Annotated in this window: 14 protein-coding genes; 9 read left to right on the plus strand and 5 right to left on the minus strand. The window is 67.3% G+C overall.

Annotated elements, in window-relative coordinates:
* Positions 1 to 140: 140 nt before the first annotated feature.
* The 4 genes from ACZ5BH_RS09815 to ACZ5BH_RS09830 all read right to left on the minus strand — a co-directional run bounded on the left by ACZ5BH_RS09815 (position 141) and on the right by ACZ5BH_RS09830 (position 2436).
* Positions 141 to 1289, minus strand: coding sequence for a M48 family metalloprotease (locus tag ACZ5BH_RS09815; RefSeq protein WP_464889081.1), 1149 nt, complete (start codon positions 1287 to 1289; stop codon positions 141 to 143).
* Positions 1290 to 1364: 75 nt separating this feature from the next.
* Positions 1365 to 1940 (minus strand): NUDIX hydrolase, encoded by a 576-nt coding sequence (locus tag ACZ5BH_RS09820; RefSeq protein ID WP_464889082.1) that lies wholly within the window; start codon positions 1938 to 1940, stop codon positions 1365 to 1367.
* A 10-nt stretch (positions 1941 to 1950) separates the two neighbouring features.
* Complete coding sequence (locus tag ACZ5BH_RS09825; protein WP_464889083.1) at positions 1951 to 2151, minus strand: hypothetical protein; 201 nt, start codon at positions 2149 to 2151, stop codon at positions 1951 to 1953.
* The gene (locus ACZ5BH_RS09830) at positions 2152 to 2436 is read right to left on the minus strand and encodes an oxidative damage protection protein (protein WP_464889084.1); all 285 of its coding nucleotides are present in this window, start codon (positions 2434 to 2436) and stop codon (positions 2152 to 2154) included. It lies immediately after the preceding gene.
* A 162-nt stretch (positions 2437 to 2598) separates the two neighbouring features.
* Between ACZ5BH_RS09830 and ACZ5BH_RS09835 the strand changes: the two genes are divergently transcribed.
* The 8 genes from ACZ5BH_RS09835 (at position 2599) to fabB (ending at position 10193) form a co-directional block, all read left to right on the plus strand.
* Positions 2599 to 2991: a HesB/IscA family protein gene (locus ACZ5BH_RS09835; protein WP_464889085.1), complete on the plus strand. Its 393-nt coding sequence runs from the start codon at positions 2599 to 2601 to the stop codon at positions 2989 to 2991.
* A gap of 10 nt (positions 2992 to 3001) precedes the next feature.
* A complete protein-coding gene (locus ACZ5BH_RS09840; RefSeq protein ID WP_464889086.1) occupies positions 3002 to 4252 on the plus strand; it encodes an ATP-grasp domain-containing protein in 1251 nt (416 codons plus the stop codon).
* A 15-nt stretch (positions 4253 to 4267) separates the two neighbouring features.
* Positions 4268 to 5341, plus strand: coding sequence for an AmmeMemoRadiSam system radical SAM enzyme (amrS, locus tag ACZ5BH_RS09845; RefSeq protein ID WP_464889087.1), 1074 nt, complete (start codon positions 4268 to 4270; stop codon positions 5339 to 5341).
* Positions 5341 to 5865: a PaaI family thioesterase gene (locus ACZ5BH_RS09850; RefSeq protein WP_464889088.1), complete on the plus strand. Its 525-nt coding sequence runs from the start codon at positions 5341 to 5343 to the stop codon at positions 5863 to 5865. The genes amrS and ACZ5BH_RS09850 overlap by 1 nt, the downstream gene beginning before the upstream one ends.
* 95 nt (positions 5866 to 5960) lie before the next feature.
* The gene (locus ACZ5BH_RS09855) at positions 5961 to 6989 is read left to right on the plus strand and encodes an IS110 family RNA-guided transposase (protein WP_464891200.1); all 1029 of its coding nucleotides are present in this window, start codon (positions 5961 to 5963) and stop codon (positions 6987 to 6989) included.
* Between the two features lie 539 nt (positions 6990 to 7528).
* Complete coding sequence (gene lpxA, locus ACZ5BH_RS09860) at positions 7529 to 8317, plus strand: acyl-ACP--UDP-N-acetylglucosamine O-acyltransferase (RefSeq protein ID WP_464889089.1); 789 nt, start codon at positions 7529 to 7531, stop codon at positions 8315 to 8317.
* Positions 8318 to 8420: 103 nt separating this feature from the next.
* A complete protein-coding gene (gene fabA / locus ACZ5BH_RS09865) occupies positions 8421 to 8960 on the plus strand; it encodes a 3-hydroxyacyl-[acyl-carrier-protein] dehydratase FabA (RefSeq protein WP_464889090.1) in 540 nt (179 codons plus the stop codon).
* Between the two features lie 6 nt (positions 8961 to 8966).
* Positions 8967 to 10193, plus strand: a complete 1227-nt coding sequence (fabB, locus tag ACZ5BH_RS09870; protein WP_464889091.1) for a beta-ketoacyl-ACP synthase I — start codon at positions 8967 to 8969, stop codon at positions 10191 to 10193.
* A gap of 431 nt (positions 10194 to 10624) precedes the next feature.
* Here fabB and ACZ5BH_RS09875 read toward each other — a convergent pair whose 3' ends face one another.
* Positions 10625 to 11431, minus strand: coding sequence for a hypothetical protein (locus ACZ5BH_RS09875; protein WP_464889092.1), 807 nt, complete (start codon positions 11429 to 11431; stop codon positions 10625 to 10627).
* Between the two features lie 66 nt (positions 11432 to 11497).
* On the opposite strand from ACZ5BH_RS09875, the gene ACZ5BH_RS09880 reads away from it, so the two are divergent.
* Complete coding sequence (locus tag ACZ5BH_RS09880; RefSeq protein WP_464889093.1) at positions 11498 to 11992, plus strand: protein disulfide oxidoreductase; 495 nt, start codon at positions 11498 to 11500, stop codon at positions 11990 to 11992.
* The last annotated feature ends 15 nt before the right edge of the window (positions 11993 to 12007 follow it).

A 12007-nucleotide genomic window follows, 5' to 3' on the forward strand; every position in this document is an offset into this window, starting at 1 on the left:
GTTTTCAACGCAAGGGCGTGAAGCGCACACCCAGCAGTAGGCCGGCTCCGCTGCGCTTGAGCCGGCCTACCCGATGTTGCGGGGTCACCAAACACCCTGTGTCCCTTGCGCTCTCTGTGCCTTTGCGTCGAATCCTTCCCTCACCCTTTCTTGCGCTGTCGCCTGATCCAGCGCCGATCGAATTCGTGAAGGATGGCCACGAGGCTTTCCGGGGCGAGGGCCTCGGTGGCGGCGAACCTGTCCGGTGAGCGGGGTGGCAGGGGTTTGCGGAAGCCGAGATGTTCGAGGCGGGTGGCAAGGCCGGGCATGTCGGGCGCGTCCGGCTCGGCGAGGGCCTGGTCGAGGGCCTGCTGGAGAAAGGCGCGATCCATGCCGGCGGCGGCCACCTTGCTCAGGCTGGCGTAGGGCAGGTGCCGGGGCGGATCCTCGCGCCCGGCCAGTTGGCGGATCTTGGGCCAGAAGCGCTGTTGCAGGAAACGGCGCGTGACCGCCTCCTGGGCCAGTACCTCGGCCAGCTCCCGATCGTTGACGAACTGGATGGCACCGGTGTCGGCCGCCAGGGTGTCGAGCCGGCAGACCGGTTGCGCCGCGCGGTCATACAGGCGGGCGAGGGCGCCGAAGAGCCGCCAGCCGGTGCCGTGACGCAGGCGGCGGAAGTGCCTGGCGTACTGGTCCCAGAGATCCGTCAGGTTGGCGAGCCGGCCGGTCAGCAGCGCATGCTGGTGGGCGGCGCGGCCGATCTCCCGGCTGAGCAGGGCGCGGAACTGTTCCGCGGACAGGGTCAGCAGCAGCGGCAGGCCGATTTCCAGGCTGCGCGTGGCGGGCCAGGGCAGGCCGCGGCGGGGCGTGGCCACCACGCGCAACCGCCAGCCGCTGCGCAGCACGATCCGATCCACCACCGGCTTGCCCCACTGGTTCTCCGCCTCGCTGATCCAGCCGAACAGCCCCGGCGCCATGGCGTGCTCGAGCGACAGCCCACGCGGCTTCTGCTGGGGCCGCAGCAGGCCGGGCAGCAGCCAGAGGCCGATGCCGCTCAGCGCAAGGCCGGTGCCGGGCAGGGGCCATTGCCGGGGATCGAGCGGATCCGCCGGCCAGGCGAGGGCCAGCAGCGCGAGGCCCGCCGGGAGGGCCAGCAGGAGCAGGAATCCGGGCAGGGCGGCCAGCAGGGCCTGGAGCAGGGCCAGGGCGGGATGGGCGGCGAGGAAGCTCTGCCAGCGCTGCCGCGGCGGGCTGGCGGCGGCCGGCTGGCGGGCCAGGAACTGGCGAAGATGGGCGAGGCTGACGGTCATGGCGGTTCCGTATCGTTGTTCTTGTCATGGAACCGCAATATTGGATCAATTCCAGAAGCGGGACCGGAACCGGGTTCACATTTGCGGCGGTTTGGCCGGCTGGTGGTCAGGTTGCCGGTTGTTGGCGGTGATCACGTGCTCGTGGAGGGGAAAGGTGCCGCGGCGGCGGTCCTCGAAGTAGCGTTCGAGGGTGTAGCGGATGGTGCGGAAGGCGAGGCGATCCCAGGGGATCTCGGCCTCGCGGAACAGGGCGGTCTCGAGGCTCTCCTCGCCGGGGGCGAAGTCGGTGTCCTGCAGTCGGGCGCGGTAGAGCACGTAGACCTGGTTGATGGTGGGCAGGCTGATCACGGTGTACAGGCCGTCGAGATCCAGGCGGGCGCCGGCTTCCTCGCGGGATTCGCGCAGGGCGGCCTCTTCCATGCTCTCGCCGTTTTCCATGAAGCCGGCCGGCAGGGTCCACAGGCCGTAGCGGGGTTCGATGGCGCGCCGGCACAGCAGCACCCGGTCTTCCCACACGGGCAGGGCGCCGGCGACGATCTTCGGATTCTGGTAGTGGATGGTGCCGCAGGCGTCGCAGACGTGACGGGGCCGGTTGTCGCCGGCGGGGATCTTCAGCCGCACCGGCTGGCCGCATTCACTGCAGTACTTCACGGGCCTGCGCTCAGTCGGCGGCAAGCCAGCGGGCCCATTCGCCATGGGTGCTCACGTCCACGCCGTCTTCGCCGGCGCGGCGCTGCAGGAACTGCTGCAGATCCTGCAACAGCTGCGAATCCATCAGGGCGGGCTGCTCGGGCAGGCAGGCGTGCAGGCAGCGGTAGACGATCTTCAGTTCGGCCAGATCGTAGGCGTCGAGGCGCTGCATCTACTTCTTGGCGCTCTGGGGCACGAAGCCCTGGGGAAGCTGGCCGTATTCGCCTTCGTTGAACAGGAAGCCGAGCATGTGCTGCTCGATCACGTCGAGGCTGGCGGGATCGGCGGTGCTGATCCCGTTCTCGTTGATGATGATGGTCAGGCGCTCGAGCCACTGTTTCCACCCTTCGGCGGAGACGTTCTCGTAGATCCGCTGGCCCAGCTCGCCGGGGTAGGGCGGCGCGTCGAGCCCTTCGGCCTCGCGCTGGAGAACCTGACAGAAGACCATGCGTGACATGTGCGATACTCCCGGAATGGAACGCCACCCCTGGCGGGCGGGCGTTCGGGTGTGGGGCTGGGGTCCGTCCCCGGCCTGTGGTAAAATCCCTAGCGTATTTCTCGGTTATTATCCGGCTTGCGGCCACGGCGCGCAAGCCGCCGATGCACAAGGAGCAGGATCATGACACAAGCGACCCACACGAGCTACAGCCCGACCATCAGCGACGACGAGATCCGGGTCTCCCCCACCGCTGCCGAGCAACTGGCGGGCCTGATGAACAATCCCGACGTGGAGGCCGCCGGCATCCGCGTGTTCGTCAGCGGTGGCGGTTGCGGCGGCATGACCTACGGCATGACCTACGCCGAGTCCATCACCGAGCGCGACAAGGTGCTGGAAGGCGACGGCTTCAAGCTGGTGGTGGATGCGGTGGCCATGAGCTTCCTCAAGGGCTGCGACATCGATTTCGCTTCCGACGGCCTCAACGCGTCCTTCGTCTTCAACAACGTGTTCAAGAGCATCGGCGGCAGCGGTGCCTGCAGCGCCTGTGGCGCCGCCGGCGGTGGCTGCGCCTGAGGACCGCCCCATGCCCGGCACCGACCGGGTGCTGGTGATCGCGCCCCACGGCAGTTACCGCACCGGCGCCTTCCTGGCCGCCGCACGCCGGCTGGGCGTGCAGGCGCTGATCGCCTCCGAGGGCCGCCATTCCATCGTCAGCGACTACGCCCGGGGCCTGCACGTGCCGCTGGCCGAGCCGGAGGCGGCGCTGGCGGCGATTCTCGAGGAGGCCGAACGGGGCGGCGGCGGGTTTCGCGGCATCGTCGGCACCGACGACGTGACCGTGGCGCTCGCCGCCCGCGCCGCCGAGCGCCTCGGCCTGCCGCACAATCCGCCCGCGGCGGTGCAGTTTTCCCAGCGCAAGGATCGGGCCCGTGAACGGCTGCGCGCGGCCGGCGTGGCGGTGCCCCGCTTCGTGCGCCACACCTTCGGTGCCCCCCTGCCCGAACTGCCGGCGTTTCCCCTGGTGATCAAGCCGGTGGGCCTGTCGGGCAGCCGCGGGGTGATCCGGGTGGACGACCGGCCAGCCCTGGAAGCGGCCCTGGCGCGGGTGGAGGCCATCGTGCGCCGGGCCGGGCATCCCGATCCGGCGGTGGCCCGCCACTGCCTGCTGGAGTCCTTCGTGCCCGGCGCGGAGGTGGCGGTGGAGGGGATGCTTCACCGCGGCCGCCTGCAGGTGCTGACGGTGTTCGACAAGCCCGATCCGCTGGACGGGCCGTACTTCGAGGAAACCTACTACACCACCCCTTCGCGCCATTCGCCCGCGGTGCTGGATGCGGTGGCGGAGACGGTGCAGCAGGCCTGCCGGGCCTACGGCCTGGTGGAAGGGCCGGTGCATGCCGAATGCCGGATCAACGCCGACGGCGTGTGGCTCATCGAGATGGCTGCGCGCACCATCGGCGGCCTGTGCGGACGCCTGCTGCGCTTCGGCACCGGCCTGTCGCTGGAAGAGCTGGTGCTGGCCCAGGCCATGGGCCGGCCGCTGGCCCCGCGGCGCGAGGCCGGCGGCGCCGGCGTGCTGATGCTGCCCATCCCCCGGGCCGGGGTGTTCCGGCGGGTGGAAGGGCTGCTTGCCGCCCGCCGGGTGCCCGGCATCGAGTCCATCGACATCCAGATCCGCGAGGGACACGAACTGGTGCCCCTGCCCGAGGGCAACAGCTATCTGGGCTTCGTCTTCGCCCGCGCCGAGGACGCCGCCGGGGCCGAGGCGGCCCTGCGCGCGGCCCATGCCTGCCTGAACATCGTGGTGGCGCCGCTGTGGAAGGCGGCCGTTGCCTGACCCCGAGGAACGCCCATGACCGCACTCACCCGTCCCGCCGACTACCGGCTCGTGGAGACCCGCCTGCAGGAGAAGCTGGCCGACGGCACCACCCGTTGCCACCTGTGCCTGTGGCGCTGCCGTCTCAAGCACGGCCAGCGCGGTTTCTGCCAGGCCCACGTCAACCGCCACGGCACGCTCTACAACCTCTCCTACGGCATTCTCTCGGCTATCGACGTGGGGCCGGTGGAGGACAAGCCGGTGCGCCACTTCCGGCCCGGCACCAGGGTCATGTCCATCGGCAGCTACGGCTGCAACTTCCGCTGCGGCGGCTGCCACAACCTGGAGATCTCCTGGGGCGTGACGGCCCTGGACGATCTGGCCCGGGGCGAGTCCACGGCGGCCTGGGTGCCGCCAGAGGAGATCGTCGCCGCCGCCCGCCGCCACGGCGCCGAGGGGATCGCCTTCACCTATTCGGAACCGGCGGTGTGGCTGGAATACGTGCTCGACGTCTCTTGGCTGGCCCGCGAGGCCGGGCTGTATACCGTGTACGTGACCAACAGCTTCGTGACCGCCGAGGCCCTGGAGGCCATGGCCCCGGTGATGGACGTGCTGTGCTCCGACATCAAGAGCCTGGACGACGCCTTCTACCGGGAGATCTGCCCCACCGCCAGCGTGCCGCCGGTGCTCGATTCCATCGCCCGGGCGAAGGCCCTGGGGATCCACGTGGAGACGCGCACCAACGTGATCCCCGGGCGCAACGACGATCCGGCCATGCTGCGCGGCATCGCCGAATGGATCCGCGATCACCTGGGCGCCGACAGCCCCTGGCACATCACCCGCTTCTTTCCCGCCTACCGGCTTTCCCATCTGCCGGCCACGCCGGTGGAAACGCTCCACGCGGCCCGCGACGCGGCGCGCGAGGCGGGCCTTGCGAACGTCTATGTATACGGTGACAAGGGCTGCGACTGCGCCGGGGAGAACCTGCCGGTGCATGCCTGGCTGGACGCCGATCCGGATGCCCTGCACCGGGTGAAGAAATGCAGCGCCAGCTGCTGCGGAGAGTCGGGCGTGGTGCTGAAGAAGTACGAGGACGGCGGGGCTGCCTGATGGCCGTCAACCTGCTGCGGCTGGTCCGGCGGCTGTCCTTTCTCTCCGATGCCCGCCGCCTGGAATGGTATCCGCCCTTCTGGCTGATGCGGGTGAAGGTGCTGGAACTGTCGCCCGACTGGTCGCAGGTGCGGTTGCGCCTGCCGCTCAACATGATCTCCCGCAACATGGGCGATACCATGTTCGGCGGCTGGCAGGCCGCCCTGGCCGATCCCATCGCGGCCCTGGCCTGTGCCAAACGGTTTCCCGGCCATGACGTGTGGACCCGCCGCCAGACCCTGGATTTTCGCAAGGTGGGCAATTCGGATCTGGAACTGCGCTTTGCCTTTGCGCCGCAGCAGGCCGAGGCCATCGCCGCCGAGCTGCGCGAACGGGGTCGCAGCACGCCCACCTTCACCTACGGCTTCTACCGCGCCGACGGCGAACTGTGCACCTGGGTGGAGAACACCGTGGCCATCCGCCCCGAGGGTTACCTGGCCGGGCGCAGCGGCGCCTGGCGGGATGGGAAGGCGCGCGGACCGTAGGGCGATGAGATGGTCTCCTCCCCCCCTTAAAAACGGCGTCACGATGCGCCAAGATGGAAGCACTTCACCATCCATCGAAGAAGGAGGAGGAGACCATGAGCAAGATTACGACGGTTGGACTGGATTTGGCAAAGCACGTGTTTCACGTGGTGTGCTGCGACGAGCGGGGCAAGGTGGTGCGCAAGCGGATGCTGAGGCGAGGGCAGGTGCTGGCGTATTTTGCGAACCTGGAGCCGGTCCTGGTGGGGATGGAAGCCTGCGCGAGCGCCCACTACTGGGCGCGGGAGCTGCAGGCACTGGGCCACGAGGTGAAGCTGATTCCGCCGCAGTACGTGAAGCCGTTTGTGCGGGGGAACAAGCACGATTACAACGACGCGCTGGCGATAGCCGAAGCGGTGGTGCGGCCGGAAATGCGGTTTGTGTCGGTGAAGACACCGGAGCAGCAGGACATCCAGGCGCTGCACCGTCTGCGCGAGCGCTGTCTTGCGGACCGCACGGCGCTGGTCAACCAGATACGGGGTCTGCTGGGGGAATACGGGATTGTTCTGCCCAAGGGGGTGAATACGCTGCGGCGTCGCCTGCCGGAGGTGCTGTCGGAGGCGGAGAATGGCCTGAGCGAGTGGTTTCGGCAGCTGTTGTGGGAGAGTTACCGGCGGTTTCAGGAGCTGGACGCGCACATTGCGTTTTACACCCGGGAACTGGAAGGCTACAGCCGCCGGAACGAGGCGGTGAAGCGGCTGCGGGCGATCCCGGGTTACGGGCCGGTGGTGGCGCCGGTTTTCTACAGCCAGATCGGCGACGGCCGGGCCTGGCGGCGGGGACGGGATGTGTCCGCATCCCTGGGTCTGGTGCCCCGCCAACACAGTAGCGGAGGGAAGGAACGGCTGCAGGGGATCAGCAAGCGGGGAGACGGCTATCTGCGCAGTCTGCTGGTGCATGGAGCGCGGTCGGTGGTGAAGGCGGCGGCGGGGAAGGATGACCGGCTCAGCCGCTGGATCAACCGGATCCGGGCGGAGCGCGGCTACAACAAGGCGGTGGTGGCGCTGGCCAACAAGATGGCCCGGATGGGGTGGGCGGTATTGAGGAACAAGACGGAATACCGGGCGGATTACCGCCCGGTCTGAAGGCGGGCAGGGCCCGCGAGGAACGATTTGGAGAGTTAGCCTGCCGACGATTGCGAAGACGCTGTGGCGAGCGATGACAAACAGGTCAGACCGGCGTATCGAAAACCTGCTTGAGCCGTAGGCTGGGACAAGCCGCTAGGGCGATTAGGACGATACGCGCAGATCTCATCGAGGCCAGAGGCGCAAAAAGCCTCACAAACAGGCCGGATATACGAGCGCAATCCTGTCCCTGTCGAAGTTTGGTACAACGTCTTGCAAAACGGGAGGAGACCATATACGGCTCAAGCGCAGCGGAGCCGCCATGGGAGGATGATGTATTTTTTGCCGGCTCCGCTGCGCTTGAGCCGACCTACGCCCGCTACACTCCTCGTCCCTCGTCCCTCGTCCCTCGTCCCTCGTCCCTCGTCCCTCGTCCCTCGTCCCTCGTCCCTCGTCCCTCGTCCCTCGTCCCTCGTCCCTCGTCCCTCACCCGGCCCAGGCCCGGGTGCTCCGGGGGTCTGGTACCATTGGCCCTCGCTTTCTGACAGGGATTCCGCGACTTGAGCAATCACATCCATCCTTCCGCCTGCGTTGATCCGGCGGCCGAGCTGGGCGACGGCAACCGCATTGGACCCCATGTGATCATCGAAGCCGGTGTGCGGCTCGGCAACGACAACGTGCTGCACACCGGGGCCGTGCTGCATGCGGGTACCCGGCTCGGCGATGGCAACGCGGTGCACGAATATGCGGTGATCGGCGGCTTGCCCCAGGACATCCACTTCGATCCGGCCACCCCGAGCGGCGTGGAAATCGGCGATCGCAACGTGCTGCGCGAGTACGTGACCATCAACCGTGCCAGCCAGGCGCAGGGCGCCACCCGGCTGGGCGACGACAACTACCTGATGACCCAGGTCCATCTGGGCCACGACTGCGTGCTGGGGGATCGGGTCATCATCGCGCCGGGGACCGGCCTCGGCGGTTTCGTGGCGGTGGCCGATCGGGCCTTTCTCTCCGGGGGGGTGATGGTGCATCAGTTCGTGCACGTCGGCCGCCTGGCCATGGTCGGCGGCAACGCCAAGATCACCCGCGACGTGCTGCCGTTCATGATTACCGACGGCGTGCCTGCCGCCGTGCACGGCCTGAACCGGGTGGGGCTGCGGCGGGCCGGCTTCACCCCGGCGCAGATGAAGCTGCTCAAGGACGCCTACCGGCTGATCCACCGTTCCGGCGAATCCCTGCAGATCATCCTCGACGGCCTGGAGGCGATGGCCGATCCCCTGGCCGCCGAACTGGCCGCCTTCATTCGCGGTGCCGAGCGGGGTTTTCACCGGGAAGCGCGCAGCGCCTGAGCCCCGGCCTTTGTTTTCACCTGCCCGAATCGGTACAATGCCCGTCCCGGCGTCCGTGCGGCGCCGTTTGCATCCCGAAATTCAATCCAGATACAGGCCTGCCATGGAATCCGCTCAAGCGCCCGCGTTCGAGAAGAAGAACAGCTATACCTATGAAGAACTGATCGAATGCGGTCACGGCCGGCTGTTCGGCCCGGGCAATGCCCAGTTGCCCCTGCCTCCGATGCTGATGTTCGACCGCATCACCCACATCAGCGACCAGGGCGGCGCCTATGACAAAGGCCATATCGTGGCCGAACTCGACATCAAGCCGGATCTGTGGTTCTTCTCCTGCCACTTCGAGGGCGATCCGGTGATGCCCGGCTGCCTGGGGCTCGACGCCATGTGGCAACTGGTGGGCTTCTACCTGGGCTGGTCCGGCGGGCCGGGCCATGGTCGGGCCCTGGGCGCCGGCGACGTGAAGTTCACCGGCCAGGTGACGCCGGAGAACCGGATGATCACCTACTATATCGACCTCAAGCGGGTCATCATGCGCAAGCTGTTCATGGGTATCGCCGATGCCCGCATGGAAGTGGACGGACGGGAGATCTACACGGCGAAGGATCTGCGCGTCGGCCTGTTCACGTCCACCGAGGGTTTCTGATCGCTTATGAGTGCGCGTCGTGTCGTCGTCACCGGTCTGGGGATCGTCTCCAGCATCGGGAACAATGCTGCCGAAGTCGTCCAGTCCCTGCGCGAAGGGCGCTCGGGGATCGAATTCTGCGAGGAATATGCCGAGCTGGGCTTCCGCTCCCACATCCACGGTCCCATTCGCCTCGATCTGGCCGCCGAGATCGACCGCAAGCTGAAGCGCTTCATGGGCGATGGTGCGGCCTTCAACTACATCGCCATGCGCGATGCCATCGCCGACGCGGGCCTGGAGGAGAAGGAAGTCTCCAACGAGCGGGCCGGCCTGGTGATGGGCTCCGGCGGGCCCTCCACCTCCAACATCGTGCTGGCCGCCGACATCCTGCGCGAGAAGGGCATCAAGCGGGTGGGGCCGTACATGGTCACCCGCACCATGTCCAGCACCAACTCCGCCTGCCTGGCCACGCCGTTCAAGATCAAGGGCGTCAACTACTCCATCAGCTCGGCCTGCTCCACCTCGGCCCACTGCATCGGCCACGGCGCCGAGCTCATCCAGATGGGCAAGCAGGACGTGGTCTTTGCCGGTGGCGGCGAGGAGGTCCACTGGACCATGACCGTGCTGTTCGACGCCATGGGCGCCCTCTCCTCCAAGTACAACGACGCCCCGGAAACCGCCTCCCGGCCCTACGACGCCACCCGCGACGGTTTCGTGATCTCCGGCGGCGGCGGCGTCCTGGTGCTGGAGGAGCTGGAGCATGCCAAGGCCCGCGGCGCGAAGATCTACGCCGAGCTGGTGGGCTACGGCGCCACCTCCGACGGCTACGACATGGTGCAGCCCTCGGGCGAGGGCGCGGTGCGCTGCATGCGCCAGGCCATGGCCACGGTGGCGGCCCCCATCGACTACATCAACGCCCACGGCACCAGCACCCCGGTGGGCGACATTCGCGAACTGGAAGCCCTGCGCGAGGTTTTCGGCGAGAACGTGCCGCCGGTGGCCTCCACCAAGTCCCTTACCGGCCACGCCCTGGGCGCGGCCGGCGTCAACGAGGCCATCTACTCGCTGCTGATGATGCAGGAGGGATTCATCGCCGCCTCGGCCAACATCACCGAGCTGGACCCGGGGGCAGAGGGTTTCCCCATCGTGCGCGAGCGCATCGACAATGCCGAGCTGAACTGCGTGATGTCCAACAGCTTCGGCTTCGGCGGCACCAACGCCACCCTGATCTTCCAGCGCTACATAGGCTGTTAATCATCTCAAAATGGCTTTACCTCCCGTCCGTAGGGCGGCTCAAGCGTAGCAGAGCCGCCATCTCGGGATGACACGATTTTTGCCGGCTCCGCTGCGCTTGAGCCGGCCTACACCCGCCCCACACCGTTGCCGTTTGTGTCAGCACAATTTTGCGACGTTTGACAAATCAAGGTTCCAAAAACCAGTTCATGGTTCATCCTCTGCGCTGGACTCTCTCCCAGAGGGCGATGTGGAAATCGGATGTACCTTGGCCTGAATGGTATGATATTTGATATTGAATGCCTCAAAATTGTTTTGACATGAATGGTTTAGTGTAGGAGCGGCGCGAGCCGCGAAAGGGTACGTTTTCGCGGCTTGCGCCGCTCCTACAGGATAGAACCTGCAAATTTCTGTCAAGACAATTATGAGACGATTAGTATTTCGATTTGGTTTCACGCCGACTTGCGGAACTTCTCCAGCCCCCGCGGCTTGCGGCGCTTGAGGTAGGGCGTCACGTCCACGTCGATCGCGCCCACCGTGTCCAGCGTGTCCCGCTCCAGCACCAGCACCGAGCGGCCGTAGCGGGAGTGGAGGGGTACGAACAGATAGCGGTCCGGCAGTTCGGCCCGGATCCGGTAGAAGGCCTCCAGGGCCTGGCGGGCCTCCGGGTCCGTCTGCAGGTAGGCGTAGAGATCCTCGCTTTCCCGGATCAGGGCCTTTTTCACTTCCGCGTCGATCCGCCGGTAGCGGTCCGTGAACAGGTAGAGCGGAATGCCGCTGCCTATCGATTGCTGCAGGAGGCGCTGGCGGGCATCGAAATCGTCCGGCACGTCGAGGGCCACGTACACGGGGCGGTGGGTGTCGAAGTCAGCCAGGCTGCGGAAGTCGCGGCCGTGATCCAGCATCTCGCCCGCCGTTACCGGGGTGAAATGATCGATGGTGTAGACCACCGCCACCGGCCGTTCGTACCAGGTGATCCAGATCCCCCAGGCCAGGGCCGAGGCCTGGATCAGGGCGATGACGGCCAGATCCAGTTTCAGGTGTTTCTTGCCCGGCTTGTAGACGATCAGGGTCAGCAGGGGGCCGAGCACCAGATCCACCCCGGCGACGATGCGGATCCCCTGCCAGCCGCCGTCGTACTGGAAGAAGGGAAAGGGGTACCAGATCTTGACGATGATCCACGCCAGCACCAGGAAGATGACCAGGCTGATCCCCAGGTGGATCAGGAATGCCTGCCAGCGGTTGATGGGCTTGTGCATGGTGCGTTCGGACCTCCGTGAGACGTGTGGTTTCCGGGTGGCGGCATGGTAGCCGGATCGGGGCGCATGTGGCGAGGCCGTCTTGCCCGCTGGGGGCTGGAGGCGGTGCTGCTGGCGGCGCTCTTCTTCGGCCTGCGCGCCTGGCTGCAGCAGGACATGGCCGAGGGCGCGGCGCCCGGCCTTGCCGGCACCACGCTCGACGGCCGCGCCTTCGACCTGCAGGCGTTTCCCGAGCGGCCCGTGCTGGTCCATTTCTGGGCCACCTGGTGCCGGATCTGCCGCCTGGAGCAGGGCGGCATCGATGCCCTCGCCCGGGACTGGCCGGTGATCACCGTGGCCATGCAGTCGGGTGATGCGGCGGCCGTACGCGCCTTTCTCGCCCGGGAGGGCCTGGGCTTCCCCGTCATCAACGATCCCGACGGCGCGCTGGCCCGGCGCTGGGGGGTGACCGGCGTGCCGGCCAGTTTCATCATCGACCGGCAGAACCGCATCGTCTTCCGCGAACGGGGCTACACCACCGAGACCGGCCTGCGCGCCCGCCTGCGACTGGCCTCCCCCTGACAGTGGCGTACCGCC

The sequence above is a fragment of the Thioprofundum lithotrophicum genome, from assembly GCF_055387065.1.

Bases quoted from the DNA above. Each gene is read 5' to 3' on its own strand.
- ACZ5BH_RS09815 (WP_464889081.1), bottom strand. From the start codon at position 1,289: ATGACCGTCAGCCTCGCCCATCTTCGCCAGTTCCTGGCCCGCCAGCCG.
- ACZ5BH_RS09825 (WP_464889083.1), bottom strand. From the start codon at position 2,151: ATGCAGCGCCTCGACGCCTACGATCTGGCCGAACTGAAGATCGTCTAC.
- ACZ5BH_RS09830 (WP_464889084.1), bottom strand. From the start codon at position 2,436: ATGTCACGCATGGTCTTCTGTCAGGTTCTCCAGCGCGAGGCCGAAGGG.
- ACZ5BH_RS09835 (WP_464889085.1), top strand. From the start codon at position 2,599: ATGACACAAGCGACCCACACGAGCTACAGCCCGACCATCAGCGACGAC.
- ACZ5BH_RS09840 (WP_464889086.1), top strand. From the start codon at position 3,002: ATGCCCGGCACCGACCGGGTGCTGGTGATCGCGCCCCACGGCAGTTAC.
- amrS (WP_464889087.1), top strand. From the start codon at position 4,268: ATGACCGCACTCACCCGTCCCGCCGACTACCGGCTCGTGGAGACCCGC.
- ACZ5BH_RS09850 (WP_464889088.1), top strand. From the start codon at position 5,341: ATGGCCGTCAACCTGCTGCGGCTGGTCCGGCGGCTGTCCTTTCTCTCC.
- ACZ5BH_RS09855 (WP_464891200.1), top strand. From the start codon at position 5,961: ATGAGCAAGATTACGACGGTTGGACTGGATTTGGCAAAGCACGTGTTT.
- fabA (WP_464889090.1), top strand. From the start codon at position 8,421: ATGGAATCCGCTCAAGCGCCCGCGTTCGAGAAGAAGAACAGCTATACC.
- fabB (WP_464889091.1), top strand. From the start codon at position 8,967: ATGAGTGCGCGTCGTGTCGTCGTCACCGGTCTGGGGATCGTCTCCAGC.
- ACZ5BH_RS09875 (WP_464889092.1), bottom strand. From the start codon at position 11,431: ATGCACAAGCCCATCAACCGCTGGCAGGCATTCCTGATCCACCTGGGG.
- ACZ5BH_RS09880 (WP_464889093.1), top strand. From the start codon at position 11,498: ATGTGGCGAGGCCGTCTTGCCCGCTGGGGGCTGGAGGCGGTGCTGCTG.